The organism is Rhodococcus sp. 06-418-5, from assembly GCF_002258285.1.
Taxonomy (GTDB): domain Bacteria; phylum Actinomycetota; class Actinomycetes; order Mycobacteriales; family Mycobacteriaceae; genus Rhodococcoides.
Genome location: NZ_NOYE01000037.1, coordinates 206,207 through 232,210 on the forward strand (window position 1 = coordinate 206,207; position 26,004 = coordinate 232,210).

General features: G+C 64.6%; 24 protein-coding genes and 1 pseudogene. 3 read left to right on the forward strand and 22 right to left on the reverse strand.

The annotated features are described in order from the left end of the window. The first annotated feature begins 27 nt into the window (after positions 1-27). Positions 28-417 (forward strand): hypothetical protein, encoded by a 390-nt coding sequence (locus tag CH274_RS26140; protein ID WP_094629540.1) that lies wholly within the window; start codon positions 28-30, stop codon positions 415-417. 65 nt (positions 418-482) lie between these two features. Here CH274_RS26140 and CH274_RS26145 read toward each other — a convergent pair whose 3' ends face one another. From CH274_RS26145 to CH274_RS26230, 18 genes are all read right to left on the reverse strand, one after another. Next, positions 483-3,008 carry a polynucleotide kinase-phosphatase gene (locus tag CH274_RS26145; RefSeq protein ID WP_094659350.1) on the reverse strand — a complete coding sequence of 842 codons (2,526 nt, stop codon included), beginning with the start codon at positions 3,006-3,008 and terminating at the stop codon, positions 483-485. After that, on the reverse strand, positions 3,005-4,300 hold the full coding sequence (locus CH274_RS26150) for a 3' terminal RNA ribose 2'-O-methyltransferase Hen1 (RefSeq protein ID WP_256993697.1): 1,296 nt from the start codon (positions 4,298-4,300) through the stop codon (positions 3,005-3,007). The genes CH274_RS26145 and CH274_RS26150 overlap by 4 nt, the downstream gene beginning before the upstream one ends. A 277-nt stretch (positions 4,301-4,577) precedes the next feature. Further along, positions 4,578-5,768 carry an elongation factor Tu gene (gene tuf, locus CH274_RS26155; RefSeq protein ID WP_008714056.1) on the reverse strand — a complete coding sequence of 397 codons (1,191 nt, stop codon included), beginning with the start codon at positions 5,766-5,768 and terminating at the stop codon, positions 4,578-4,580. A gap of 102 nt (positions 5,769-5,870) precedes the next feature. Beyond that, a complete protein-coding gene (fusA, locus tag CH274_RS26160) occupies positions 5,871-7,973 on the reverse strand; it encodes an elongation factor G (protein ID WP_045199098.1) in 2,103 nt (700 codons plus the stop codon). 95 nt (positions 7,974-8,068) lie between these two features. Beyond that, positions 8,069-8,539 carry a 30S ribosomal protein S7 gene (gene rpsG, locus CH274_RS26165; protein WP_003941856.1) on the reverse strand — a complete coding sequence of 157 codons (471 nt, stop codon included), beginning with the start codon at positions 8,537-8,539 and terminating at the stop codon, positions 8,069-8,071. A 1-nt stretch (position 8,540) separates the two neighbouring features. Next, positions 8,541-8,915: a 30S ribosomal protein S12 gene (rpsL, locus tag CH274_RS26170; protein WP_008714048.1), complete on the reverse strand. Its 375-nt coding sequence runs from the start codon at positions 8,913-8,915 to the stop codon at positions 8,541-8,543. A 293-nt stretch (positions 8,916-9,208) separates the two neighbouring features. After that, positions 9,209-9,736: a DUF3558 domain-containing protein gene (locus CH274_RS26175; RefSeq protein WP_094659352.1), complete on the reverse strand. Its 528-nt coding sequence runs from the start codon at positions 9,734-9,736 to the stop codon at positions 9,209-9,211. Next, positions 9,733-10,251, reverse strand: coding sequence for a DUF3558 domain-containing protein (locus CH274_RS26180; RefSeq protein WP_094659353.1), 519 nt, complete (start codon positions 10,249-10,251; stop codon positions 9,733-9,735). Before CH274_RS26180 ends, CH274_RS26175 begins: the two co-directional genes overlap by 4 nt. Before the next feature lie 14 nt (positions 10,252-10,265). After that, on the reverse strand, positions 10,266-10,787 hold the full coding sequence (locus CH274_RS26185) for a hypothetical protein (protein WP_094659354.1): 522 nt from the start codon (positions 10,785-10,787) through the stop codon (positions 10,266-10,268). A gap of 42 nt (positions 10,788-10,829) precedes the next feature. Further along, a complete protein-coding gene (locus CH274_RS26190) occupies positions 10,830-12,248 on the reverse strand; it encodes a guanine deaminase (protein WP_256993698.1) in 1,419 nt (472 codons plus the stop codon). A gap of 47 nt (positions 12,249-12,295) precedes the next feature. After that, positions 12,296-12,919, reverse strand: coding sequence for a TetR/AcrR family transcriptional regulator (locus tag CH274_RS26195; RefSeq protein ID WP_032394207.1), 624 nt, complete (start codon positions 12,917-12,919; stop codon positions 12,296-12,298). Positions 12,920-12,974: 55 nt separating this feature from the next. After that, on the reverse strand, positions 12,975-13,727 hold the full coding sequence (locus CH274_RS26200) for an enoyl-CoA hydratase family protein (RefSeq protein ID WP_045199092.1): 753 nt from the start codon (positions 13,725-13,727) through the stop codon (positions 12,975-12,977). Next, on the reverse strand, positions 13,727-14,887 hold the full coding sequence (locus CH274_RS26205) for an acyl-CoA dehydrogenase family protein (RefSeq protein WP_094659355.1): 1,161 nt from the start codon (positions 14,885-14,887) through the stop codon (positions 13,727-13,729). The genes CH274_RS26200 and CH274_RS26205 overlap by 1 nt, the downstream gene beginning before the upstream one ends. Then, entirely contained in the window at positions 14,884-16,854 is a 1,971-nt protein-coding gene (locus CH274_RS26210; protein WP_094659356.1) for an ATP-binding protein, read from the reverse strand. Before CH274_RS26210 ends, CH274_RS26205 begins: the two co-directional genes overlap by 4 nt. Positions 16,855-16,858: 4 nt before the next feature. After that, complete coding sequence (locus CH274_RS26215; RefSeq protein ID WP_094646946.1) at positions 16,859-18,457, reverse strand: acyl-CoA carboxylase subunit beta; 1,599 nt, start codon at positions 18,455-18,457, stop codon at positions 16,859-16,861. Beyond that, positions 18,454-19,602, reverse strand: coding sequence for an acyl-CoA dehydrogenase family protein (locus CH274_RS26220; protein WP_094659357.1), 1,149 nt, complete (start codon positions 19,600-19,602; stop codon positions 18,454-18,456). Before CH274_RS26220 ends, CH274_RS26215 begins: the two co-directional genes overlap by 4 nt. Further along, positions 19,599-21,293, reverse strand: a complete 1,695-nt coding sequence (locus CH274_RS26225) for an acyclic terpene utilization AtuA family protein (protein ID WP_094659358.1) — start codon at positions 21,291-21,293, stop codon at positions 19,599-19,601. The genes CH274_RS26220 and CH274_RS26225 overlap by 4 nt, the downstream gene beginning before the upstream one ends. Beyond that, positions 21,290-22,102 carry a TIGR03084 family metal-binding protein gene (locus CH274_RS26230; RefSeq protein ID WP_094659359.1) on the reverse strand — a complete coding sequence of 271 codons (813 nt, stop codon included), beginning with the start codon at positions 22,100-22,102 and terminating at the stop codon, positions 21,290-21,292. The genes CH274_RS26225 and CH274_RS26230 overlap by 4 nt, the downstream gene beginning before the upstream one ends. 100 nt (positions 22,103-22,202) lie before the next feature. Between CH274_RS26230 and CH274_RS26235 the strand changes: the two genes are divergently transcribed. Continuing rightward, the gene (locus CH274_RS26235) at positions 22,203-23,255 is read left to right on the forward strand and encodes an endonuclease/exonuclease/phosphatase family protein (RefSeq protein ID WP_179275889.1); all 1,053 of its coding nucleotides are present in this window, start codon (positions 22,203-22,205) and stop codon (positions 23,253-23,255) included. A gap of 7 nt (positions 23,256-23,262) precedes the next feature. Beyond that, entirely contained in the window at positions 23,263-23,667 is a 405-nt protein-coding gene (locus CH274_RS26240) for an ASCH domain-containing protein (RefSeq protein ID WP_094659360.1), read from the forward strand. Between the two features lie 48 nt (positions 23,668-23,715). Here CH274_RS26240 and CH274_RS26245 read toward each other — a convergent pair whose 3' ends face one another. The 4 genes and pseudogenes from CH274_RS26245 to CH274_RS26260 all read right to left on the reverse strand — a co-directional run bounded on the left by CH274_RS26245 (position 23,716) and on the right by CH274_RS26260 (position 25,963). After that, a complete protein-coding gene (locus CH274_RS26245) occupies positions 23,716-24,081 on the reverse strand; it encodes a WhiB family transcriptional regulator (RefSeq protein ID WP_306436615.1) in 366 nt (121 codons plus the stop codon). Further along, positions 24,062-24,202, reverse strand: a pseudogene (gene eutB / locus CH274_RS29850) (ethanolamine ammonia-lyase subunit EutB); the annotation flags it as partial. The pseudogene eutB and the gene CH274_RS26245, both read right to left, overlap by 20 nt. A gap of 67 nt (positions 24,203-24,269) precedes the next feature. Further along, positions 24,270-25,568 (reverse strand): D-amino acid dehydrogenase, encoded by a 1,299-nt coding sequence (locus CH274_RS26255; protein ID WP_094659361.1) that lies wholly within the window; start codon positions 25,566-25,568, stop codon positions 24,270-24,272. After that, positions 25,565-25,963, reverse strand: coding sequence for a RidA family protein (locus CH274_RS26260; RefSeq protein WP_032393997.1), 399 nt, complete (start codon positions 25,961-25,963; stop codon positions 25,565-25,567). Before CH274_RS26260 ends, CH274_RS26255 begins: the two co-directional genes overlap by 4 nt. Positions 25,964-26,004: the final 41 nt, after the last annotated feature.

A 26,004-nucleotide genomic window follows, 5' to 3' on the forward strand; every position in this document is an offset into this window, starting at 1 on the left:
CTTCTCCCCAGGAAAGGAACGATTGCCATGACAGCTCCCACCCGAAACAAGTTCGAGCGATGGTCCGGCGGGATGCCCCTCGCCGCCCCTGTGGCATTCGGAGCCGTGCTGTTGATCGTCAGTGTCTCGTCGAAGCTCGGTGGTAGCTCCCTCTTCTTCTTCGCCCCTCTGGCCTTCGTCACCTCGGGAACGATGGTGTGGCTCGCAGCCCGACGTGATCCGACGCGAGACCACCTCGCTCACGTCACGGTCGGGTCGGGACTGCTGGTGGGATGCGGCGTCGTCGTCGCAGTGTGTGGTCTCGCAGGCGGTCTGATGCTGGACTCACCGACGTTCTGGGCGTCCATAGCCGTCGTTGCAGCAATTGCGGCACCGATCAGCGCAGGCATCAGTCCGTTCTCGTCGCCGAGGGGTTAGTGCCTGCGGCAGTGGTGTGATTGAGGACCCCAGGTGGCACTCGACCACACCACTGCCCACGGCACCTACAACCGCGGGTCGACCGGCTCGGATTCCAGTGCCAGGACCGCAAACACGGCCTGGTGGATGCGATACAGCGGCTCACCGCGCACCGACCGATCCAGTGCTTCCATTCCCAGCGCATACTCGCGTAGCGCCATCGACTGCTTGTGTCCCACGTTTCGGTTGCGCAGTGCAGTCAGTCGATCCGGGTCGGTGTAGTCGGCACCGTAGATCAGCCGAAGGTACTCCCGGCCGCGAACCTTCGTGCCGGGCTGCATCTTTCCGCGCGGAGCGTTCGCTGCCGGTTTGACGACCATGCCCTCGCCGCCCTTCGCCGTCAACTCCTCCCACCATTTCTCCGCTGCCGCAACCGAACCTGGGTTGAACAGATCGACCTCGATTCTCCGGGTGGTGGCGAACACCTCAGGGGCTGCCGCTACCAATCGGTCGGCAACGTCGAGGTGCCACGTGTGCGGACGATCCGCATACGTCTCGACGTTCGACGCCAGCACCTGAAACGGCGCGATCCGAACTCCGTCGAGTCCGTCCGTCGGCCAGATGTACCGGCGATACGCGTCGGTGAACTCGCCCAGGTTGCCCTGCCGAACGGTGTTGCGTTCCTGCAACTCCTGCACAGCCAGACCCCGCGCTCCGGCCGCCGCCAGCACCGCAGCTTCGGCCCCGAGATTCGCCCTGGACACCGCGGCGACCGCGGCGTACTCGGTCTTGATCAGGCCCTCCGCTTTGGCGGACCACGGCATCAGTTCACAATCGAGAATCAGCCAGCTCGAGACCAATTCGTCCCACACACCGGCCTTCTCGATCGCGTCGGACACCCCGGAGATCATCTCGCCGGTGAGCGACTCGTCGAACACCGGACGACCCGTCCGCGTGTACGCGGTGCCGAGCACTCCCTCCGGCGCATCGAACTTCTTTCGAGCGGTGGCTGAATCTCGACACACCACAACAACCACCCGCGAGCCCATGTGCTTCTCCTCGCAGATCACCGTCGACGCACCGAGCGCGCGATACGCGTCGAATGCCTCGGTCGGATACTCGAGATAATCCTCGCGCTCCGATGTTGCACTCGGAGCCATCGTCGGCGGCAGATAGTGCAGCCACTGCGGAGCCAGCGCGAACCGACTCATCACTTCCAGTGCGCCCGCGGCGTTCTCCGGCCGAACCGATACCCGTCCGCGCAGCGACGTCTCGACGCCAGTCGGGCCGATGACGTCGGACAGATCGAGCGATGCCGCATCCCGCGTGAACGTGCCCATCGGGCGGGCAGGCTCGTACCAGACCTTCTCGGCCGGAACCGACACCACCTCACGCTCCGGATAGCGCAGCGCCGTGAGCTTCCCACCGAAGACGCATCCTGTATCGAGGCACGCAGTGTTGTTCTCCCACTCCACTTCCGGCACCGGCGTGTGCCCGTACAGCACGGTCGCCGAGCCCCGATAGTCCTGCGCCCACGGATACCGCACCGGCAAGCCGAATTCGTCGGTCTCGCCGGTGGTATCTCCGTAGAGAGCAAAGCTTCGAACCCTGCCCGACGCCCTGTTGTGGTACTTCTCGATCAGTCCGGCGTGCGCCACGACGAGCTTGCCGCCGTCGAGCACGAGGTGCGCGACGAGGCCGTCGCAGAACTCGAGAACCTCCCGGCGGAACTCGTCGGATTCCGATTCGAGCTGTTCGAGGGTCTCGGCCAGACCGTGCGAGGTGATCACCTTCCGCCCACGCAGTGCTTTGACGAGCTTGTTCTCGTGGTTACCCGGAACTGCCAATGCCGTTCCGGAACCGACCATTCCCATAACGAGCCGCAGGACTCCCACCGAGTCCGGTCCGCGATCGACATAATCGCCGACGAACACCGCGGTACGACCAGGCGGCGGCGTCGCACCGACCGGGCGGCCGTCATCGTCCCGGTCGATCGCGTAACCCATTGTTACGAGCAGGCTTTCGAGTTCGGCGAGGCAGCCGTGGATGTCGCCGATCACGTCGAAGGGCCCGGTCAGGTTGCGACGATCACTGCGCAGCAGGGTGCGAACGAACGTCGCCGACGCAACCGCCTCGACACCGTCGAGTACGTGGACCGAGCGGAAACCTTCCTTGGACAGCCCTCGCATCGAGCGCTGCAACTGGGACTGCTGGCGACGCAGCACTTCTCGGCCGAACGTCCTGTCGGTTCGTTCGGCATTCCGCTGTGCACACACAGATTCTGGCACATCGAGTACGACGGCCACCGGGAGTACATCGTGTTCACGAGCCAACGCGATCAGTGCTCTACGCGCAGCCGGTTGGACGTTCGTCGCGTCGACGACGGTGAGCAGACCGGCCCGAAGCCTGGTTGCGACCAGGAATTCCAGCAGCGCGAACGCGTCCTTGGTTGCGCTCTGCAGATTGGGGTCGTTGCTCACCATGCCTCGGCAGGCATCACTGGACACCGTCTCGTACGGACCGAAGTGCTGCGCGGCGAACGACGACTTACCGGAGCCGCTGATACCCACGAGTACGACGAGGGACCGATCCGGAATGTCGAAGGTACTCATCGGGACTGCTCCTCTCGGGTGAATACGGCCATCTGGGTCGGGGTGCCGTGCATGTCGTCGACGGGGCCGATTCCCTCGACGCGCACCGCATAGGCGTGTTCACGTGCCACCGACGAGCACCATTGCTCGAACTGCGCGCGGGTGAACTCGAATCGGTGATCGACGTGACGGAAGGCTCCCGGTTCGAGGCCGGGATAGAGCACGTTGTACTCGGAGTTGGGTGTGGTGACGAGAACCGTACGCGGACGCGCCTGAAGAAACACCGAACGCACCAGCGCCGGGATCCGGTCGAGGTCGACGTGTTCGATGACCTCCATGAGCACCATTGCGTCGAATCCGTGCAACCGAACGTCGCGGTACGTGGCCGAGGACTGGACCAGCTCGATCCGAGCGCGCTGCCGATCGGACATGTCGTCCAGACGCAGCCTGCGCTGAGCCTTGGCAAGTGCGCGATCACTCACGTCGGCACCGACAATACGCTCGAAATCGTTGGTTGCGAACAGCTCTCGCAGCAGGCGGCCCTCACCGCAACCGAGATCGATCACCGACTTCGCGCCGACGCCTGCCAGAGCCGCCAGTACGGCACGCACCCGCTGCTCGGCCAACGACGGATCTCTCGGCGTGGCAACGTCGTCGGGCACATCCGGGACGAGCCGGTCCAACGCCGACGCCACCAGTTCGCGACGGTGCGCCAGGTAGCGGGAGGCGATCAATGCCGACTCAGGGTGATCTCCCAGCCAATCCCCTGCTGCTTGAACGAGCTTGTCGGCCTCGTCCTCGCCCACCCAGTAGTGCTTGGCGTCGTCGAGGACCGGAAGAAGAACGTACAGTTGCCGCAGCGCAGCCGACAGTGTGAACGTGCCGGTGAGAACGAGGTCGATGTATTCGGAGTCGCCCCACTGCGGTTGCGTCGAATCGAGCGGAATGGGCGTCGCCTGAACGCCCCACCCGAGCGGACCGAACATCCGCGACGCGAGATCACCGGCACCACGCGACGGCGCGGCAGGTAGCGCAATAGTCAGATCGATTGCAGCAGAGACCAGTTCGGGTCTGTGGCCGCACACGCCGGCCAGCGTCTGCTTGAACAGCCTAGACAGAGCCACCGCCAGTCCCGAGGCGGCGTCGGTATCGGCGAGAACTGCGACTGTGGTGCGCGTGGCCGAGACTTCCGGGTACAGCACGGTCGTGTTGCCCATCGGCAGGTTTCGCGTCTGCACGCGATCGGGGTGCTTGTGCAACAAATACCCGATGTCGGAGGCGTCCGGGAAATCGGTTGTGGCATTTGCAGTCACGGTCAGTAGCACCGCAGCGACGTTACGGGACAGCCGAGCCCGATGCGTCCCATTTTTCGGGTGCCACCTCGGGCCGCGTCAATGGACCACTGCATACGTCTGAGCGGTGCGAGGGTCCATTGACGCACGGAGGGTGACACACCTCGGACCACGTGAATGAACCACTGCATACGTCTGACCGCGACAATGGTCCATTGACGCCAACGGGCGGGCGCACGCAAAAGCGGCACCCACCCTTTCGGGTGAGTGCCGCTTCGGTACAGCTGGTGGAACTAGATCACTTGATGATCTTCGTGACGCGACCGGCTCCGACGGTACGACCGCCCTCACGGATTGCGAAACGCAGGCCGACATCCATGGCGACCGGCTGGATCAGCGTGACGGACATCTCGGTGTTGTCACCGGGCATGACCATCTCGGTGCCCTCGGGAAGGGTCACGACGCCCGTAACGTCCGTGGTACGGAAGTAGAACTGCGGGCGGTAGTTGTTGAAGAACGGCGTGTGGCGGCCGCCCTCGTCCTTCGAGAGGATGTAGGCGTTGCCCTCGAACTCCGTGTGGGGAGTCGTGGTGCCCGGCTTGATGATGACCTGTCCACGCTCGACGTCTTCGCGCTTGATGCCACGAACGAGGAGGCCGACGTTGTCGCCTGCCTGGCCCGAGTCGAGCAGCTTGCGGAACATTTCGATTCCGGTGACGGTGGTCTTGGTCGAGCCGGGGCGGATGCCGACGATCTCGACCTCTTCGTTGACGTTGACCGAGCCGCGCTCGATACGTCCGGTGACCACGGTGCCACGACCGGTGATGGTGAAGACGTCCTCGACGGGCATGAGGAACGGCTTGTCGGTCTCACGGACGGGGTCCGGCACGGAATCGTCGACGGCCTGCATGAGCTCCAGAACCGACTCGCCCCACTTCTCGTCACCCTCGAGTGCCTTGAGTGCGGAGACCTTGATGACCGGTGCGTCCTCGTCGAACTCCTGCGAAGCGAGGAGCTCGCGGACCTCCATCTCGACGAGCTCGATGATCTCGTCGTCGTCGACCATGTCGGCCTTGTTCAGTGCGACCAGGATGTACGGGACACCGACCTGGCGGGCGAGCAGCACGTGCTCGCGGGTCTGCGGCATCGGGCCGTCGGTTGCTGCAACGACCAGGATTGCGCCGTCCATCTGTGCCGCGCCGGTGATCATGTTCTTGATGTAGTCGGCGTGACCCGGTGCATCGACGTGCGCGTAGTGGCGCTTCTCGGTCTGGTACTCGACGTGGGAGATGTTGATCGTGATACCACGAGCCTTCTCCTCCGGAGCCTTGTCGATCTGATCGAAAGCCGAGGCCTCGTTCAGGTCCGGGAACTTGTCGTGCAGAACCTTGGTGATTGCAGCCGTCAGCGTCGTCTTACCGTGGTCAACGTGACCGATGGTGCCGATGTTGACGTGCGGCTTCGTCCGATCGAACTTCGCCTTCGCCACTGTGTGTCCTCCTGGACTGATCTGTGCCGGCCCCGACGGGGCAAGCACGCGTATGTGTTGTTACTTATTACAGGTCGAGCGTGGTCCAGCAGCTGAAGAGAGTTACTCTCCGGTCGCCTTCGCGATGATTTCCTTCGAGACGTTCGCAGGAACTTCTGCGTAGGAATCGAAGACCATGGAGTAGTTAGCGCGGCCCTGCGTCTTCGACCGAAGGTCTCCGATGTAGCCGAACATCTCCGACAGCGGAACCAATGCCTTGACGATACGGGCACCGCTGCGTTCCTCCATGGCCTGGATCTGACCACGGCGGGAGTTCAGGTCGCCGATGACCTCACCCATGTAATCCTCGGGAGTGATGACCTCGACGGCCATGACGGGTTCGAGGATGACGGGGCTGGCCTTGCGAGCAGCTTCCTTGAACGCTTGTGAGCCGGCGACCTTGAAGGCCATTTCCGACGAGTCGACGTCGTGGTACGCACCGTCGAGCAGTGTGACCTTGACGTTGACCAGGGGGTATCCGGCGAGAACACCGTACTGCATGGCGTCCTGAGCACCTGCGTCGACCGAGGGGATGTACTCCCTGGGCACACGACCACCGGAGACCTTGTTCTCGAACTCGTAGGTCGCACCGTCTTCGCCCTCGAAAGGCTCGAGCTTGATGATGACCTTCGCGAACTGGCCGGAGCCACCGGTCTGCTTCTTGTGGGTGTAGTCGTGCTTGTCGACCGTCTTGCGGATGGTCTCGCGGTACGCGACCTGCGGCTTGCCGACGTTGGCCTCGACCTTGAACTCGCGACGCATACGGTCGACGAGGATGTCGAGGTGCAGCTCGCCCATTCCGCCGATGACGGTCTGGCCGGTGTCCTCGTCCAGCTTCACCGAGAAGGTGGGATCCTCTTCGGCGAGCTTCTGGATCGCTGTTCCCAGCTTCTCCTGGTCGGACTTGGTCTTCGGCTCGATCGAGACCTGGATGACCGGGTCCGGGAAGCTCATGGACTCGAGGATGATCTGGTTCTGCGGATCGCAGAGCGTGTCACCCGTCGTGGTGTCCTTGAGGCCGATGACGGCGTAGATGTGACCGGCAGATGCGGTCGCGATCGCGTTCTCCTTGTTGGAGTGCATCTGGAAGAGCTTGCCCAGACGCTCCTTCTTGCCCTTGGTCGAGTTGATGACCTGAGCGCCGGAGTCGACCTTGCCCGAGTACACCCGGACGTAGGTCAGCTTGCCGAAGAAGGGGTGGGTCGCGATCTTGAACGCGAGAGCTGCGAACGGCTCGTCTGCGGACGGCTTGCGAGTGATCTCCTTCTCCTCGTCGCCGACGGCGTGTCCGATGGTCTCGGCAACGTCGAGGGGAGACGGGAGGTAGTCGATGACCGCGTCGAGCATGGGCTGAACGCCCTTGTTCTTGAACGCGGATCCACACAGGATCGGGTACAGCTCGCTGTTGACCGTCATCTTGCGGATGGCAGCCTTGATCTCGTCGACCGTGAGCTCTTCGCCACCGAAGTGCTTCTCCAGAAGCGCTTCGTCGGACTCGGCGACGGTCTCGAGCAGCTGGGTGCGGTACTCGTCCGCGCGCTCCTTGAGGTGTTCCGGGATCTCCTGGATCTCGTACTTCTCGCCGAGCTTGGTCTCGCCACTCCACACGAGAGCCTTCATCTGCACGAGGTCGATGACGCCCTCGAAGTCGTTCTCTGCGCCGATGGGCAGCTGGATGACCAGCGGCTTGGCACCGAGACGATCGATGATGGTCTGCACGGTGTAGTAGAAGTCCGCGCCGAGCTTGTCCATCTTGTTGACGAAGCAGATGCGCGGTACGTCGTACTTGTCGGCCTGACGCCAGACCTGCTCGGACTGCGGCTCGACGCCCTCTTTGCCGTCGAACACTGCGACTGCGCCGTCGAGGACGCGGAGCGAGCGCTCCACCTCGACGGTGAAGTCGACGTGACCGGGGGTGTCGATGATGTTGATCTGGTTGTCGTTCCAGAAGCACGTCGTGGCAGCAGAGGTGATCGTGATGCCACGCTCCTGCTCCTGCTCCATCCAGTCCATGGTGGCTGCGCCATCGTGAACTTCACCGATCTTGTACGAGATACCGGTGTAGAAGAGGATGCGTTCGGTAGTGGTGGTCTTGCCGGCATCGATGTGGGCCATGATGCCGATGTTGCGGACCTTGTTGAGGTCGGTCAGCACGTCCTGTGCCACGAGTTAACCCGCCTTGGTGTTGGAAGAGGTATTGCCTGAGCTGATCAACGCTCCGGCGGCATCGGATAGTTCCGGATGCCGCCCGAGCGAGGAGATCACCAGCGGTAGTGGGCGAACGCCTTGTTGGCTTCGGCCATCTTGTGAGTGTCTTCGCGGCGCTTCACAGCGGCACCGAGGCCGTTGCTGGCGTCGAGCAACTCGTTCGCCAGACGCTCGACCATGGTCTTCTCGCGACGAGCGCGCGAGAACGTGACCAGCCAGCGCAGTGCCAGCGTGGTGGAGCGGCCGGGACGAACCTCGACGGGCACCTGGTAGGTGGCACCACCGACGCGACGGCTGCGAACCTCGAGGGCCGGCTTGACGTTGTCGAGTGCACGCTTGAGCGTGACGACGGGGTCGGTGCCGGTCTTCTCGCGAGCCTGCTCGAGCGCCTGGTAGACGATGCGCTCTGCGGTCGACTTCTTGCCGTCGAGGAGGATCTTGTTGACGAGCTGCGTGACCAACGGCGATCCGTAGACCGGGTCGTTGATCAGCGGCCGCTTGGGTGCTGGGCCCTTGCGTGGCATATCAGCTCTTCTCCTTCTTGGCTCCGTAGCGGCTGCGAGCCTGCTTGCGGTTCTTGACACCCTGGGTGTCGAGCGAGCCGCGGATGATCTTGTAACGCACACCCGGGAGGTCCTTCACACGACCACCGCGAACGAGCACCATCGAGTGCTCCTGCAGGTTGTGACCCTCACCGGGGATGTATGCGGTGACCTCGACCGAGGAGGTCAGGCGAACACGCGCGACCTTACGGAGAGCGGAGTTCGGCTTCTTGGGGGTGGTGGTGTACACGCGAGTGCACACACCACGGCGCTGGGGACTGCCCTTGAGGGCAGCGGTCTTCAGTTTCGCAACCTTGTCGGTGCGTCCCTTACGGACCAGCTGGTTGATCGTTGGCATGAACCGGCTTTCTTCGTGTCGATAAACAGGGATCTAGCAGTTGGAGCAAGAGAACACTGCTCCTCACCCGGTACTGCTGCTGCTCCAGTACTGCTACCGCGGGTCTCTTGCACCCCGCGGTCGGGTGTGTCGCATACCCCCACACGTCCAGCCGGTTGCGCGCTCTTGGAGCGAACGTGCGCACGGCTGTACCTCGCATAGGCACACAAACGGTCCGGCCAGGCCGGACACGACCCATAACGATACCCGGCGGCGTGACCTCGGGTCAAAACACCCCTCGCGTGGCTACGCGATCAACGACTGAGGTTCAGCGTGAGATCGGCGAGCTTCGCGGCGGCCTGGCACGGATCGGGATGGGCGGCGTCCGGCCGGTACTGCACCCACCATCCGAAGATGCCGTCCCGATCCGCCCCGGCCGAGACGCCACACGACGCGGAGTCGTCGGGACGCTGGGCCTGGATTGCCTTGCGGCCCTGCACCGTTGTGTCGGTGACGGTGTACATCATCGTCTCGTCGGCGGCTCGTTCGGCCGCCAGAGTTCCGGACTCGAACCAGTTGAACGTGACCTTCACCGTGCCTGCGGATCCGACGAGATCCCACCGGCAGATGGCCCCGAAGAAGCCGCGAGCGATGGCGTCGGCACCGGTGGTCTCGCGGATCTGGTCGTCGGAGACGGCGTCGCACTCGGTCAACAAGTCGGTGAATTCTCGGCCACCGGACCCACCGAAACTCGCCGGCCGCGGCGTGCCCTGCACGGTCTGAGAACAGCCTGCGACGAGCAGCAGGGTCGCTGCGGCGGCAAGGACGCGTCGGATTCTCATTGCTTGCGCTCCACTGTCAGTGTCGCCAGCTCGTTTCCGACCTCGCACGGCGGGCGCGCCGCAGGTTGGTCGGAGTACGTGATGGACCAATGGAAGAAGTCGTCGCCGAACTGCACGCCGATCTCGCACAACGCACCCTGCTCGGCCTCGAACCCGGGGTTGCCGTCGATCTCGATGTCCTTCGCCGGACGGCCGATCAGCTCGGAACCGGCGCGTTCGCGTCCGATGGGGCTGCCGCGATACCAGGAGAAGCTGACGCCCGGTCCGCCGAACCCGACCGTCTCCCACTGGCAACCGACGGAATTACGGGTGATCTGAGCGAACGGGCCCGCGCCGAACGCGGACTGCACCTCGGCGTCGGTGATCGATCCGCATTCGCCGAAGAAGGGACCGGGCTCGTATGCCGCGGTGGTCGGGGGTGTGTCCTCCGGCGGCGCAGCGTCGTCTTCCGCCCCGCCGCACCCGGCGATCAGCACCGCTGTTGCCGCCACGACCATCGCGAACCGTCTCGTCATCCGGTGGCTCACATCTACGGGGCCGAGAATCCGCCGACGCCCGGAATGTCGAACAGAATGCCGGAGGCCAGAACATGAGCGGTGAACAGAATCGGTCCGCTACCGGTGTCTGCGACGACCGGGCCCGAATGCACGAACACGCCGTTTCCCTGCTGGCAGATCGGTGCGTTCACCGACCCGGTGCGTCCGTTGGCGATGTTGACGAAGTCCACCTGCAGGCTGGCGAAGTTCTGGTAGGACGCGCAGATCCGTGGCTCGGCGGCGCGGCCCCAGATGTGGGTCTGTCCCGGCGTCTCGGTGCTCGCGACCTCGATCGTGCCGATCCACTGATCCGGAACGACGAGCCCGCCGACGGTGACGCCGAGGTTGGGGATCTGCAGGACGGGGACAGAAACCGGTCCGGGCGCGGGTGCGTTCTCGATGGGTGCGGACGGCGCATCGGCAGGCGGTTGGGCCTGTGCGACCGGCGCGAGGGCCATGGTGCTCACAGCCGCGAATGCAGCTGCGAGTAGACCGAATCGAGTCAGACGAGCCATACCTGTGTGTCTCCTGATCCTGTGGACGCGAGTCGCCATACGTTACCGCGAAGCGGCGAGCTTCCGGCCCCGGACGTAGACGCCGACGATGGCGGGTTCGCGCATCGCCATCAGCAACGCGAACAGGGTCTGATCGCGGGCGAGCTCGGGATCGTCGGCGCGGACACCGTGGTCGACGGCCACCGCGAGCTGCGGCCATGCGGACGGATCGACCACGACGAAGTCGGCTTCCTTGCCCGCGTCGAAATTGCCGATCCGGTTCTCCATGTCCAGCGCTCGGGCTCCGGCGAGTGTTCCGGTGAACAGCAGTTCGGCCGGATGCAGCGACAGACCCGCGTCGCCCGGCTCGGAGATGTGCACCTTGAACGCATCGGCGAGAACCTGCGGCAGCAGCCACTCGTCACCACCGCCGAAGTCCGAACCGATGGCGATGTTCACCCCGGCGGCGACGGTTCGCTGCCACGGCATCGTGCCCGAGCCCAGAAACTGTTGCGAGGTGGGACAGTGCGCGACGGAGGTGCCTGTCTCCGCCATTCGCGCGAGTTCGACGTCCTGACAGTGCACCGCGTGGGCCAGGATGGTGCGCCGACCCAGGAAGCTCTTTCCGCCGACCTGCGAGCCCGGCAGAAACTTGCCGTCGTAGGTGTCGAGGTACGTGTCCACACCGTAGGCGTTCTTGGTGGCGTCGATCTCTCCGGTTCCCGGCCGGTTGTTCTCGTTGAGGTGTGTGTGGAAGTAGACACCTCTTGCGCGGACGGAATCGTAGAGCTCACCGAGGTTCTTCAGCGTTTCCGTCGTCACCGACAGCGAGAACCGCGGTACGACGGCCACGTGCAGCATCGCCGTGTCGACGTCGCCGGTATCGGCTGCGTGCCATTTCTCGATCTCCTCGGACACCAGCCGGATGGCCTCGTCCTCACCGGTGATCAAGGCCTGCGCCGACGCCGGGCCGGTGGTCTGGACCCCGCGTCCGCTGACGATCCGCAGTCCGTGCTCGAGCGTCTCGGCGAACAGCGAATCCTGCGCGTGCGGGAACGCCGATCCGAACACCATCGCCTGCGTCGTTCCGGCTCGGATGCGCGCGGCGCAGAAGTCTCGGGCCGCAGCGGCAGCGAACTCCGGATCGGCGAAGCGGGACTCCGACGGGAAGATGCAGGTGTTCAACCATTCGAGCAGTTGCCCGCCGCCGTAGGAATCTCCGGCGTAGGTCTGCGGAAAGTGAATGTGGGTGTCGACGAAACCGGGCAGCAGAAACCCCGGTCGGTGATCGACCACCGGGACCTGCGCGAATCGGGTTGGGAGAGAATCGAACTCGCCGCAGAACTCGACATTTCCCTCATCCGACACCACGAGCGCACCGTCGGGAATCGACACCAACGCGGCTGCCGCGTCCGTCACCGTGGGCGAGCCTGCGACGTGAAAAATATGGCCGCGGTACACGCGTGCGATTTCGGAAGTCACCCGCCAGACTCAAGCACAGGTTGCGCAGTGCTGCAGACCGTGTGGGTCTAGAGCGCTCCCGCCGGAGCTGCGGACAGCCGAGCGTTCAACGACGCATCCAGTACCTCTGCCCACGAGCGCACGACCTCGGCTCGTCGTCGTGCGTCGTCGGTCAGGACATCGGCCAGACCCAATCCACGCGCGAGGTCGAGGGTCGCCTGGACGAGACGGTGCGAGACGGGATCGTTGTCGTCGACACCGAGGTTCTCGACGGCCATCTGGTGGGCACGGCGACCGAACCGCTCTTCGAGAGGGACGATCCGATCGCGCAACTCGGGGTCGGCCGATGCCGCCGTCCAGACCTGAAGTGCCGCTTTGAACATCGGTCCGGTGTAGTACTCCACGAGCCGCTCCACCACCAGTTTCGTCCTGCCGGGGCCCGCCGGAATCTCCTGCGCCTCGCGGCGAGCACTGTCCATCCGAGTGTCGAACATGTACTCGAGTGCTCCGGTGATCAGGTCCTCACGCGTCGGGAAGTGGTGTTGGGTCGCGCCGCGGGACACGCCGGCCCGTTCGGCGACCACGCCGACCGTCGTTGCACCCCAGCCCTGCTCCGCGAGCGAATCGATCGTCGCCTCGAGCAGTCGCTGACGCGTGACCCTGCTGCGGTCCTGCTTGGGTTCGCGCGCCATCACCATCGCCGTACTCCCTCCTACCGACGCTCGGCCGACCTACTTCTCGACCGCTCTATTTTTCGGCCGCCCAGGACGGTGGCCTCTTCTCCAGAAAGGACATCATCCCCTCTCGGGCCTCGTCGGACGCAAACAACCTGGCCGATTGCTCGGCGACGGCCGACCCGCGTTCGTCGATCTCGCGCCGGATCGCGGCCGTGGTGAGGAGCTTCGACTCGGCCAGGCCCTGCGGCGAACACTTCCGAAACATGATCATGTAGTCGGCCACCGCTGCCGCGGGAACGGCGTCGGCCACGGTGACCAGACCGATAGCCTCGGCGGTGGCACCGTCGAACGTCTCCCCGGTGAGAAAGTAGCGACTCGCTGCCCGGGAGCTCAGTCGCGGCAGCACGGCCACCGAGATGACCGACGCGGCCAGACCAAGGCGAACCTCCGTCAGCGCGAACGAACTCTGGGGTCCGGCCACCGCGATATCGCACGCCGCGACCAGGCCCATCCCGCCGGCCCGCACATGTCCGTCGATCTGCACGACGACGGGTTTCGGGGTGTCGATGATCAACCGCATCAGGTCCAGCATCTGCCTGGTGCGCAGTTCCGGCGACGAGCCGGCCTCTCGGAGGTCGGCTCCGGCGCAGAACGTGGTGCCGGTGTGGCCGAGCACGATCGTTCTGACGTCGTCGTCGTGCGCCGCAGCGATCAGTCCCGCCGTCAGCTCCTCGACCAACACCGACGACAGCGCGTTCCGATTCTGCGGCGAATCCAACGTCAAATACGCCGTGTCCTTGCTCGATTCGACGAGAACGGCCATCAGTAGCTTCTCGGCAGTCCGAGCGAGTGCTGGCTCACGAAGTTGAGTATCATCTCCCGACTCACTGGCGCGACACGGGCGATGCGGGCGGCCCCGAGCATCGCAGCCAACCCGTACTCACTGCTCAGGCCCGCGCCACCGTGGGTCTGGATCGCCTGATCCAGCGCCTTGATACTGGCTTCGGCCGCAGCGTATTTCGCCATGTTCGCCGCCTCGGCAGCGCCGAAGTCGTCGCCGGAGTCGTAGAGCACCGCGGCCTTCTGCATCATCAGCTTGGCGAGTTCGAGTTCGATCTTGCACTGCGCCAACGGATGAGCGAGACCCTGATGCGCTCCGATCGGCGTCTTCCAGACGGTGCGCTCGTTGGCGTACTTGACTGCCGCGTCGATTGCGTACCGACCCATACCGACAGCCATCGCGGCACCGAGAATGCGCTCGGGGTTCAGTCCCGCGAACAACTGCATCAGGGCGGCGTCGGCCTCACCGACGAGCGCCTCGGCGGGAAGCCGAACGTCGTCGAGGAACAGCACGAACTGATGATCGGGCTCGACGATGTCCATCTCCATCTGCGTCTTCTGCAGCCCCGGAGCGTCGGTGGGCACGATGAACAGGGCCGGCTTGAGCTTGCCCGTCTTGGAATCTTCGGTCCGCGCGACGATGAGGACCGCGTCGGCCTGATCGACACCGGAGATGTAGATCTTGTTGCCCCTCAACAACCACTCGTCGCCGTCGCGACGCGCCGTGGTGGTGATCTGGTGCGAGTTGGATCCGGCATCGGGTTCGGTGATGCCGAAGACCATGATCTTGGACCCGTCGGCGAGGGCGGTGAGCCACTCCTGCTTCTGATCGGGCGTGCCGTACTTGCCGATGATGGTGCCGCAGATGGCCGGGCTGACCACGACCAGCAGCAGACCGGCACCGTGCGCGGCCAGTTCTTCCTGCACGAGCGCGAGTTCGTAGATGCCTGCGCCACCGCCGCCGTACTCCTCGGGCAGATTGACGCCGAGGAAACCGAGCTTGCCCGCCTCGTTCCACAGTTCGGTCAGCGGCTCACCCTTGCGCGCCTTGGGCAGAACGTAGTCGATGTAGTTGTAGCGCTTGCCCAATGACGAGACTGCGTTGCGCAGTCCCTTCTGCTCTTCGGTCTCGATGAAACTCATGATTGTTCTGCTCCTTCGGTTACCACGGCCAGCACTGCGCCGACTTCGACCTGTTGACCTTCTGTGACGTTCAGTTCGGTGAGCACACCGTCCGCGGGTGCGGTCACCGTGTGTTCCATCTTCATCGCCTCGAGCCACAGGATCGACTGCCCGGCCGTGACGGTATCGCCCTGCGCAGCAGCGATTCTGATGACACTGCCCGGCATCGGTGCGAGCAAGGAACCCGCCGCGACCTCGTCGGTCGGATCGGTGAACCGCGGGGCCTTGATCAACCCGACCGGGCCCAGTGCGGAATCGACGAACACGTCCGATCCGTAGCTGCTCACCTTGAAGATGCGACGGATTCCGTTGTCGTCGAGCGTCACCGAGGTCGGCGTGTACTCGACCAGTTCGACGCCATCGAGTTCGACGCCTCCCACCGAGGAGGTGAGTCCGCTGCGTCCGATCGAATATTCGACGGTGATGTCGTTGTACGTCTTGCGCTGCGGTTGGGACCGGAGATTGCGCCAGCCGCCTGGCAATCCGCGATTCACGCGGGCGTTCCGGACGTTGCTCGCGGCATCGGCCAATGCCGCTGCGAGTGCGGACAACTCCTGGGCGCGGCCCTGTGCGATCGGCTGAGCCAGGACATCGAGCCCGTGCGTGTCGAAGAACGCGGTGTCGGTGTCCCCGGCCAGGAACGCCGGGTGTCGCAGGATGTTGACCAGTAGATCGCGATTGGTCTTCAGACCGTGAACGGTGGCCTTCTGCAACGCTTTCGCCAGCAAGTTCGCTGCCTGATCCCGCGTCGGCGCGAACGAAATGACCTTCGCGAGCATCGGGTCGTAGTGCGTTCCCACCACACTGCCGGTTTCGACGCCGGAGTCCACTCTGATGCCGGACTTGTCCAGCACCTCGAACTGCGCACCGGGGATCTCGAATCGGTGCACGGCACCGCTCTGCGGCTGCCAGTCATGAGCCGGATCCTCCGCGTAGAGGCGAACTTCGATGGAGTGTCCGCGGGTCTCCGGCTGCTCGGCGGGCAACCGCTCCCCCGCGGCGACCCCGATCTGCAAGGCCACCAGGTCGAGTCCGGTCGTGCACTCGGTGACCGGATGCTCCACCTGCAGGCGCGTGTTCATCTCCAGGAAGAAGAAGTTGCCCTTCTCGTCGGCGAGGAATTCGACGGTGCCTGCACCCTCGTAGCCGATGGCCTCGGTGGCCAAGGTCGCCGCATGGAACAGCTTCTCGCGCATGCCGTCGATACGTTCGACGAGCGGCGACGGTGCCTCCTCGACGACCTTCTGATGCCTGCGTTGGATCGAGCACTCACGCTCGCCCACCGTCCACACCGTGCCGAATCGGTCCGCCATGACCTGCACTTCGATGTGTCGGCCGGTCTCGATGTAGCGCTCCACGAACACCGTTCCGTCGCCGAATGCCGAGAGTGCCTCGCGCCCGGCCGCTTCGAGCTCCGAGTCCAGGTTGTCGAGGTCGCGCACGATGCGCATGCCGCGCCCGCCTCCGCCTGCGGAGGCCTTGATCAGCACGGGCAGTTCGTTCTCGGTGACCGACTCGGGATCGAGCTGGGTCAGCACCGGCACTCCGGCGTCGGCCATCATCTTCTTGGACTCGACCTTCGAACCCATCAATTCGATCGCCTTGACGGGCGGCCCGATCCACGTCAGGCCGGCGTTCTGGACCTGCTGTGCGAAATCGGCGTTCTCGGAGAGGAATCCGTATCCCGGGTGCACGGCGTCGGCTCCGGCGTGTACCGCGGCGGCGATGACGAGCTCGCCGCGCAGGTAGGTCTCGGCCGAACTGTTGCCGGGCAGACGGACGGCCGCATCGGCCTCCCGCACGTGCGGGGCATTCGCGTCGGCGTCGGAGAAGACCGCGACCGTGTCGATGCCCTCGGCGCGGCAGGTGGTGAAGACGCGTCGGGCGATTTCGCCGCGGTTGGCTACTAGAACGGACGTTATGGTCATGGCTTCACATCCGGAAGACACCGAAGTTGGCGGTGCCTTCGATCGGGGCGGTGGCGATGGCCGACAGGCACATTCCCACCACCGTGCGGGTATCACGGGGGTCGATGACGCCGTCGTCGTAGAGGCGTCCGGAGAGGAACATCGGCATCGACTCGGCCTCGATCTGGCCTTCGATCATCGCGCGCATTCCGGCATCGGCCTCGGCGTCGAAGGCCTGTCCGCGAGCCTCGGCGGCGGCGCGTCCGACGATCGAGATGACACCTGCGAGTTGCGCGCCGCCCATGACGGCCGATTTGCTCGACGGCCAGGCGAACAGGAACCGCGGATCGAATGCCCGTCCGCACATGCCGTAGTGACCGGCACCGTACGACGCACCGAGCAGAATGGAGATGTGCGGCACCGTGGAGTTGGACACGGCATTGATCATCATCGCTCCGTGCTTGATCATCCCGCCCTCCTCGTACTCCTTGCCGACCATGTAGCCGGTGGTGTTGTGCAGGAACAGCAGTGGGGTGTTGGACCGGTTCGCGAGCTGGATGAACTGCGTCGCCTTCTGCGATTCTTCACTGAAGAGCACACCGCGGGCGTTGGCCAGAATGCCGATCGGGTATCCGTGCAGCTCGGCCCATCCGGTGACCAGCGATCCGCCGTACATGGGCTTGAACTCGTCGAAATCGGAACCGTCGACGATGCGGGCGATGACCTCGCGCGGGTCGAACGGGATCTTCAGATCCGTGGGAACGATGCCGAGCAGATCCTCGGGGTCGGCCAAAGGCTCGATCACCTCGACGCGAGGCTCCGGGCCCTTCTTCTTCCAGTTCAATCGGGAGACGATGCTGCGTCCGATGCGGATGGCGTCCTGCTCGTCGACGGCGAAGTAGTCTGCGAGACCGGACTTTCGGGCGTGCATCTCGGCCCCGCCGAGCGACTCGTCGTCCGAGTCCTCGCCGGTGGCCATCTTCACCAGCGGCGGTCCGGCGAGGAAGACCTTGGAACGTTCCTTGACCATGACGACGTGATCGGACATACCGGGGATGTACGCCCCGCCTGCGGTGGAGTTACCGAACACCAACGCGATCGTGGGGATGCCCGCCGCCGAGAGCTGCGTCAGATCACGGAACATGCGACCGCCGGGGATGAACACCTCCTTCTGCGTCGGTAGATCGGCTCCACCGGATTCGACCAACGAGATCACCGGGAGCCGGTTCTGCGTGGCGATGTCGTTGCCGCGGAAACCCTTCTTCAGCGTCCACGGGTTGCTGGCACCGCCGCGGACCGTCGGATCGTTGGCGACGATGAGGCACTCGACCCCGCAGACGACGCCGATGCCCATGACGGTGCTGGCCCCGACGGGAAAGTCGCTGCCCCAGGCCGCGAGTGGGCACAGTTCGAGAAATGCCGAGTCCTCGTCGATCAGCAGCTCGATGCGTTCGCGGGCGAGGAGCTTGCCACGCTTCTTGTGGCGCTCGATGTACTTCTCACCGCCGCCGAGCAGAGCCTTCGAGTGCTCGGCGTCGATCTCGTCGAGCTTGGTGTTCATCGCGTCGACATTCCCGGAGAACTGCTCCGAGGCCGTGTCCAGCGTGGACTTCAGCACGCTCATGCCTGATACCCCAATCGTTTTGCTGCCAGTCCGATGAGAATCTCGGTGGTGCCGCCGCCGATGCCGAGGATGCGCATGTCGCGGTACTGCCGCTCGACCTCGCTCTCGCGCATGTAGCCCAACCCTCCGAAAAGCTGCACTGCCTGATTGGCGACCCACTCTCCCGACTCGACGGCGGTGTTCTTCGCGAAGCACACCTCGGCGATGAAGTCCTGGTTCTCCTGCAGGGACCGCTCGACGAGGGATCGGGTGTAGACACGTGCGATGTCGATCTTGCGCGCCATCTCGGTGACGGTGTTCTGCACCGATTGCCGTGCGATGAGCGGCTTTCCGAAGGTCTCGCGATCACGAACCCACTGCAGCGTCAGATCGAGACACCGCTGCGCGCTGGCGTAGGCCTGGGCCGCGAGCGCAATGCGCTCGGTGAGAAACGCCTGCGCGATCTGCGCGAAACCACTGTTCTCGGCACCGACGAGGTTGGCGACGGGAACACGGGCGTCGACGAACGACAGCTCAGCGGTGTCCGATGCGCGCCACCCCATCTTGTCGAGCTTGCCGGTTACCTCGAACCCGGGTGTGCCCTTCTCGATGACTAGCAACGAGACACCGGCTGCACCCTCCCCTCCGGTGCGGACCGCGGTGACGACGAAGTCTGCTCGGCACCCCGAGGTGATGTAGGTCTTGGATCCGTTGACGACGTAGTGCTCGCCGTCCTTGACCGCCCTCGTCCTGAGGTGGCCGACGTCGGAGCCGCCACCCGGCTCGGTGATCGCGAGCGAGCCGATCTTCTCCCCCGCCAGCGTGGGCCGCACCCACTTCTCGATCTGGTCGGCGTCACCCGCTGCAACCAAGTGCGGCAACGCGATTCCGCTGGTGAACAACGACGCGAACAGGCCACCCGACGCTCCGGCCTGATGCATCTCCTCGCAGATCACGACTGCGTCGGCCAGATCTCCACCGTCGCCGCCGACCTCCTCGGGGAAACCTGCGCCGATCAACCCCAGAGCGGCCGCCTTCTTGTGCAGCTCACGCGGTATCTCGCCATCGGCCTCCCACTGGTTCATGTGCGGAGCGATGTCCTGCTCGACGAAACTGCGGACGGTCTTTCGAAGCTGCTGACGCTCCGGCGTCGTCCAGATACTCATGTGAAGTCTCCTTTGAATGCCAGGGTTTCGGGGATGTCGATGTACCGCGATCGCAGCCACTCGCCCAGTCCCTTGGCCTGTGGATCGAATCGGGCCTGCGATGCCACGCCCTGACCGAGGATGCCCTCGATGACGAAGTTGACGGCCCGCAGATTCGGCAGTACGTGCCGGGTGACGGTGAGCGGTTCTGCCTCGGGAAGCATCTGCTTCAGGGTCTCGACCGTCAATGCATGGACGAGCCAGACGAATTCGTCGTCGGTGCGCACCCAGACTCCGACGTTGGCGTTGCCGCCCTTGTCTCCGCTTCGGGCCGCGGCGATGGTGCCGAGTGGGAGCCGGATGGTCGCCTCGTCCGGTCGCGGTGCCGGTAGCGCCGGTTCTGCGAGGGGCTCGAGTGCCCGCGTCTCGGTCGACGGTGCGACGGCGCGCTCGGTGCCGTCGGCCAGGTGCGCGACGTGCGGTACCTCGGCTGCGTCGACGAAGCCTGCGGTGAAGACTCCGTACGGGGCTCCGTTCCCGGGTGGCGCGGTGACCGAGAACCCCGGATAGCTCGCCAGTGCGAGTTCGACTGCCACCGCTGAGAACTGACGTCCGACGGCGTCGGGGTTGCTGTCACGGGCGACGCAGCGCAGCAGAGCACTGGCCGTCTCCTCCGTCTCGGCATCGGGCTTGTCGGTGCGAACGAGCGTCCAGTCCAGCTCGGTCGGCCGCGCCGTGAGCCAGGACTCGAACTGATGCTGTGCCAGTGCGGCTTTGGCTTCGATGTCCAGTCCGGTGAGCACCATGGTGAATTCGTTGCGGAAGCCGCCGAGCGCATTGAGCGAGACCTTGTAGGTGGGCGGCGGCGCTTCGCCGGTCACACCGGTGATGGACACCCGATCGCTGCATTCCTGCGTCAGGATCGCTGAGTCGATCCGTGCGGTGACGTCAGGGTTCGCGTAGCGGCCGCCGGTGATTTCGTACAGCAACTGGGCAGTCACGGTGCCGACGCTGACAGCACCGCCCGTGCCCTCGTGCTTGGTGATGACGGACGATCCGTCGGACTCGATCTCGGCGATGGGGAAGCCGGGACGAGACATGTCGGCGATCTCGGTGAAGAAGGAGTAGTTGCCGCCCGTCGCCTGTGTTCCGCATTCGATGACGTGCCCGGCGACGACAGCCCCGGCCAATGCGTCGTAATCGGTTGCAGTCCAGCCGAAGTGAGCCGCCGCAGGTCCGACGATGACACTGGCGTCGGTGACGCGCCCGGTGACGACGACGTCCGCCCCGGAGTTGAGGCATTCCACGATGCCCCACGCGCCGAGGTAGGCATTTGCGGTCAGCGGGCTGCCGAGGCCGAGTTCGGCCGCTCTGCCGAGGAGGTCGTCGCCGTCGACGTAGGCGATCTTCGCGCCGGAGTCCAGCTTCTCCAATGCCTCGGCCAGGCCGCGGGGGTTGAGTCCGCCTGCGTTGGCAACGATCTTGACACCCTTGTCCAGTGCCAATCCGAGGCAGTCCTCTGCTTGGCGCAGAAAGGTTTTGGCGTAGCCCCGGGTCGCGTCCTTCATCCGATCGCGGCCGAGAATGAGCATCGTCAGCTCGGCGAGGTAGTCGCCCGTGAGGTAGTCGAGTTCGCCGCCCTCGAGCATCTCGCGCATCGCGGACAGCCGGTCTCCGTAGAAGCCCGAACAGTTGCCGATTCGTACGGTCATGCTGTCTCTCGTCCTGACTGTGGCCGTCCGGCCCCGGGAGGGCCTGCGAAGGCTTGGGCGATGGTGATCCAGTGCGCGGCGTCGGTTCCCTCGGCGCGGATGTCGAGGTCGTCGCGGTGGGCGCGCTGGGTGACGAGGAGGCAGAAGTCGAGGGCCGGTCCGCTCACGCGTTGGGCAGCGTTCTCGGTCCCCCACGTCCAGAGCTCACCCGACGGTGCGGTGAGCTCGATGCGAAACGGTTCGGTGGGCGGAGCCTGATCATTGACGGCGTAGGCGAAATCCCTTGTGCGGACGCCGATGTGCGCGACGCCGCGAATTCTGTCGGTGGCGACGCGGGTGACGCCCAGTGCGTCGGCGACATCCTGACCGTGCGCCCAGGTCTCCATCAACCGGGCTGTGGCCATCGACGCGGCGCTCATCGGGGGGCCGAACCAGTCGATCTTGGTCCCCGACGGCACCTGCACGAGAGCATCGGTCATCGCGTGGCGTCGGGTTCGCCATTCGTTCAGGAGGTTCGGGTTACGAGATTCTTCCTCGGCGGCCTCGTCGACGAAGCCGGTGGGGTTCTCCCATGCCTTCTTCAGGGTGTGAGCGAACTCCTCCTTGGCCTCGATATTGCCAGACGCTGCGGACGTAGTTCGCTCCGCGACGTGATCGGTCCAGGAAAGATGTGCGATCTGATGCGCGACGGTCCAGCCCGCGGCCGGTGTCGGTGCCGCCCATTGCTCCGGAGTCAGTTCGGCCACGAGTGCGTCGAGGTCGTTGCCCTCGGCGCGTAGGTCGTCGACGAGAGGGTCGAGGTCTGCCATGAGCCCAGCTTCACAGGAGGTCCTGAAAAAAGCAAGCACGCTTGCTTGTTAATTCGTAACCTTACGTTCGCTTGCCGTCTCTACGGTGCGGAACGTGAAAATGTCGAGACTCGCGGCCGTCGCCGTTACCCTGACCTTCATGGCTGCCGGTTGCTCCTCTGCGGACACCGCCACCGACGAACCGTCGAGCATCCGGGTGGCGACGTTCAACGCCAGCCTCAATCGATCCTCAGCCGGGCAGCTGATGACCGACCTGCAGGGCGAGAACGCTCAGGCTCGCGCGGCAGCCGATGTGATCGCCGCGAACTCACCGGATGTGTTGCTGGTCAACGAGTTCGACTATTCGGGCGACGACGCAGTGGCCTTGTTCAACGACAACTATCTCGACGGGCAGTACCCGCACTCCTTCACCGCGCCCGTGAACACCGGCGTCGATTCGGGGCTCGATCTGGACCGGGACGGCGAACTCGGCGGACCGGGTGACGCCTGGGGGTTCGGTCAGTTCCCGGGCCAGTACGGGATGGTCGTGTACTCGAAATATCCGATCGCGACCGATTCGGTACGCACGTTCCAAAATTTCTTGTGGAAGGACATGCCGGATTCGCTGTTGCCGCGCGACTACTACGGCGACGTGTCCGACCGGCTTCGACTGTCCAGCAAATCGCACTGGGACGTGCCGATCGACGTGGACGGGAAGACGCTGCACGTGCTGGCGTCGCACCCCACTCCCCCGTCCTTCGACGGACCCGAGGACCGCAACGGCAAGCGCAACCACGACGAGATCAGGCTCAGTGCCGACTACATCTCGGGCGCGGACTACCTCTACGACGACAACGGTGTGCGCGGTGGGCTCGAGGACGGTGCGTCGTTCGTCATGCTGGGTGATCAGAACAGCGATCCGGTCGACGGTGATTCGGTTGCCGGTGCCATCGCGCAGGTTCTCGACCTTCCGCGGGTTCAGGATCCGGCACCCACGTCGGCCGAACATGGGACGGACACAGCAGATTTCGCCGATCCGACGCCGGGTGACCTGCGGGTGGACTACGTGTTGCCCTCGGACGACCTGATGGTCATCGATTCGCAGGTGTACTGGCCGAATCAGGCCGAGCATCCCTCGGACCATCGACTGGTGTGGGCCGACCTCGAAATATGATGGGTGCGTGATCGATCTACCGATTGTCGAATTCGCGTATCCCGGCCCCCTGCGGGATGCCCTGGTCGCGGCCGTTCTCTCCGGCGAGAAGACCAGCACAGCAAGCCTGTTGGTGCAGTACGCCGACGAGGAGCTGCCGAGAGTCGGCGAACGAGGCGCGGTGGTGGATTCGGCGGGTGTCGTGGTCGGAGTCATCGAGACGACAGGCGTCGATATCGTTGCGCTGAGCGATGTTTCGCTGCAACACGCGCTCGACGAGGGCGAAGAATACGTCGACGTCGCGCAGTGGCGAGCCGGGCACGAAAGATTCTGGCAGTCGGCGGAGGTCCGCGAGGAACTGGGCGATCCACACTTCACCGTGAACGACGACACCCAGGTGGTCCTGGAGCGGTTCGCACTCGTGTCGGAATGAGGCCGGGTGGCGGCCTCGGGATCGAGAAACTGCTTCGCGCCTGCGGGTTCACGCCAGTGCGGAGCGCTCGGCAGGTGTCAGTCCGCCCCAGATGCCATGTGGCTCCTGCACGTCGATGGCGTATTGCCGACACTCGGTCAACGCGGGACACAGACCGCAGACGGCCTTGGCCGCCTGTTCGCTGTACCGCAGTGTCGGACCACGTAATCCTTCCGGAGGGAAGAAGACGGTGGATGGCATCGAGCGACACCGGGCAGCCAATTGCCACTCCCAATGACCGACATGCGGCGGAGGCAGATCAGGCGACATCACTCGACTGTCGCGGGACGCGAGGACGTCTCGCGCTCGATCGTGTAGTTCTCCGAACCAGCGAGTTCGCTGGTGAAATTGTTCGAGCAGCAGCACGTTCGGCATCCGAGCGAGCCGCGCATCCCGCCAGCTCGTCACCGGATCGCACAGGCGATGCCTTCGCCATGACTTCGACCAACGAGGAGAACGTACAACGCGTTCCGGATATCTGTCGGTGGTAGCGCATGAGCGGCTTTCCCTTTCCGACGACCACCGGTGGACGCTTGTCGAGCGCAACGTCCACCGGTCGCCGTTCACCTGGTTCGGACCGACCGAGTCGCCGACTTCCGAGTGCGGCGTGAGAACCTGTCGAACCGATACGGTGTGGCATCGATCTCGGCTGGACGTCGACCGAGCTCTGCCGTAAGCAGTGCGGCCGAACCACAGGCCATCGTCCAACCCACATGACCGTGTCCGGTGTTGACGAACAGGTTGTCGCGAGGCGTCGCTCCGATGATGGGAGGCCCGTCCGGAGTCATCGGGCGCAATCCTGAGCGATACTCGACCGAACTCCAGTCCAGTGCCCCGGGAAAGAGCTCGTCGCCGGCGGCGCGTATCTCGGCGAAATTCGAGGGCGCGTGGGTTTTGTCGTAACCGGCGAACTCGGCGACGGCCGACATCCGGAGTGTCGACCCGAACGGTGACCATGCAACCAGAGATCGTTCGTCGATACCGCCTGTGTGCGGCGCCCGCGACCGGTCTCGTATCGCGACCGAAAGGCTGTATCCCTTGGCCGGATATACCGGAACGCGCAGCCCTGCGGTGCGAGCGAGGTCGCTCGACGCACTCCCGAGGGCCAACACGTAGCAGTCGGCATCGATATCGCTGCCCCGAGCGGTACGAGCCCTGACGATCGAGGTGCCGTCGGACTCGAGTGACTCGATTCTCGTGTTCAGCTCGAACCGGACACCGAGGCGTTCGGCTGCCGCCGCCAATCCCACGGTGAACAGCGCCGGGTCACCGGTGCCGTCGTCCTCGTCGTGAACAGCTCCAGCGAAGTCGACGGTGCTGTTGGCGAGAGCAGGGTCGACCTCGAACGCCTGCTCCCGGGTGAGCAGACGTTGCGATCTCCCCTGCCGGCGCATCAGCTCGGCTTTGCTGCTGGCCTCGTTGAGGGCGGCTGCGTCCCGGTAGAGGTACAGGATCCCTCCGTCGGTTCGGTGATACTCGAGCGACTCCTCCACCGTGAGCTTCTCGAGCAAGGTCTGACTGTAGGAGGCGAGCTCGTACTTGGCGAGGGTGTTCTTCAGGCTGCGTGCGGGCGTGCATTCCCGCATGAACGCCAGGCCCCAACGAATCAACGCTGGATCCAGGCGAGGCTTCACCCGAATGGAGGTTTGTCCTCCGACCAGCGATCGAAGCAACATTTTCGGTGCTTGCGGAGACGCCCACGCATACGAATGTCCGGGCGCTATCAACCCTGCCGTCGAGGCGGTGGTGTCGTCTGCGACGCGATCGCGCTCGTCGTAGACAACCACCTCGTGGCCATCGCGCGCCAGATAGAACGCGCTCGTGACACCGATGATGCCGCCACCGAGAATTGCGATTCTCATTCGGCACCCGCGCCGGAATGCACAGCCACGGCGGTGATCTCGACCAACAATCTCTCGTCGAGTAGGCCTGCAACGACCGTGGCCCTGGCCGGACGGTGCCGCCCGAACCGCTCGCGCCATACCCGGTTCATCTCGGCGGCGTACGCCGCCGACGTCAGGTAGACGGTCGTCGAGACGACGTGGTTCAGATCCGACCCGGCGGCGTGCAGTACTCGTTCGAGACGATCGATCGCGATCTCGGTCTGCTTCGCCGGATCACCCTCGCCCACGATCGAGCCGCCGTCGTCGAACGACACCTGACCCGAAACATGGATGTTTCGTCCATCTTGCACATACGCGGGGTAATTCGTGGTCTCGTCGGCGATGCCTGCGAGATTTGCGGATACGAGGGTCATGTCATTCCTCTTTCTTCAGAACTTCTTGGAAATAGAATCGC

Bases quoted from the DNA above. Each gene is read 5' to 3' on its own strand.
- CH274_RS26140 (WP_094629540.1), top strand. From the start codon at position 28: ATGACAGCTCCCACCCGAAACAAGTTCGAGCGATGGTCCGGCGGGATG.
- CH274_RS26145 (WP_094659350.1), bottom strand. From the start codon at position 3,008: ATGAGTACCTTCGACATTCCGGATCGGTCCCTCGTCGTACTCGTGGGT.
- rpsG (WP_003941856.1), bottom strand. From the start codon at position 8,539: ATGCCACGCAAGGGCCCAGCACCCAAGCGGCCGCTGATCAACGACCCG.
- rpsL (WP_008714048.1), bottom strand. From the start codon at position 8,915: ATGCCAACGATCAACCAGCTGGTCCGTAAGGGACGCACCGACAAGGTT.
- CH274_RS26175 (WP_094659352.1), bottom strand. From the start codon at position 9,736: ATGAGAATCCGACGCGTCCTTGCCGCCGCAGCGACCCTGCTGCTCGTC.
- CH274_RS26180 (WP_094659353.1), bottom strand. From the start codon at position 10,251: ATGACGAGACGGTTCGCGATGGTCGTGGCGGCAACAGCGGTGCTGATC.
- CH274_RS26185 (WP_094659354.1), bottom strand. From the start codon at position 10,787: ATGGCTCGTCTGACTCGATTCGGTCTACTCGCAGCTGCATTCGCGGCT.
- CH274_RS26195 (WP_032394207.1), bottom strand. From the start codon at position 12,919: ATGGCGCGCGAACCCAAGCAGGACCGCAGCAGGGTCACGCGTCAGCGA.
- CH274_RS26200 (WP_045199092.1), bottom strand. From the start codon at position 13,727: ATGGCCGTTCTCGTCGAATCGAGCAAGGACACGGCGTATTTGACGTTG.
- CH274_RS26205 (WP_094659355.1), bottom strand. From the start codon at position 14,887: ATGAGTTTCATCGAGACCGAAGAGCAGAAGGGACTGCGCAACGCAGTC.
- CH274_RS26210 (WP_094659356.1), bottom strand. From the start codon at position 16,854: ATGACCATAACGTCCGTTCTAGTAGCCAACCGCGGCGAAATCGCCCGA.
- CH274_RS26215 (WP_094646946.1), bottom strand. From the start codon at position 18,457: ATGAGCGTGCTGAAGTCCACGCTGGACACGGCCTCGGAGCAGTTCTCC.
- CH274_RS26220 (WP_094659357.1), bottom strand. From the start codon at position 19,602: ATGAGTATCTGGACGACGCCGGAGCGTCAGCAGCTTCGAAAGACCGTC.
- CH274_RS26225 (WP_094659358.1), bottom strand. From the start codon at position 21,293: ATGACCGTACGAATCGGCAACTGTTCGGGCTTCTACGGAGACCGGCTG.
- CH274_RS26230 (WP_094659359.1), bottom strand. From the start codon at position 22,102: ATGGCAGACCTCGACCCTCTCGTCGACGACCTACGCGCCGAGGGCAAC.
- CH274_RS26235 (WP_179275889.1), top strand. From the start codon at position 22,203: ATGTCGAGACTCGCGGCCGTCGCCGTTACCCTGACCTTCATGGCTGCC.
- CH274_RS26245 (WP_306436615.1), bottom strand. From the start codon at position 24,081: ATGCCGAACGTGCTGCTGCTCGAACAATTTCACCAGCGAACTCGCTGG.
- CH274_RS26255 (WP_094659361.1), bottom strand. From the start codon at position 25,568: ATGAGAATCGCAATTCTCGGTGGCGGCATCATCGGTGTCACGAGCGCG.
- CH274_RS26260 (WP_032393997.1), bottom strand. From the start codon at position 25,963: ATGACCCTCGTATCCGCAAATCTCGCAGGCATCGCCGACGAGACCACG.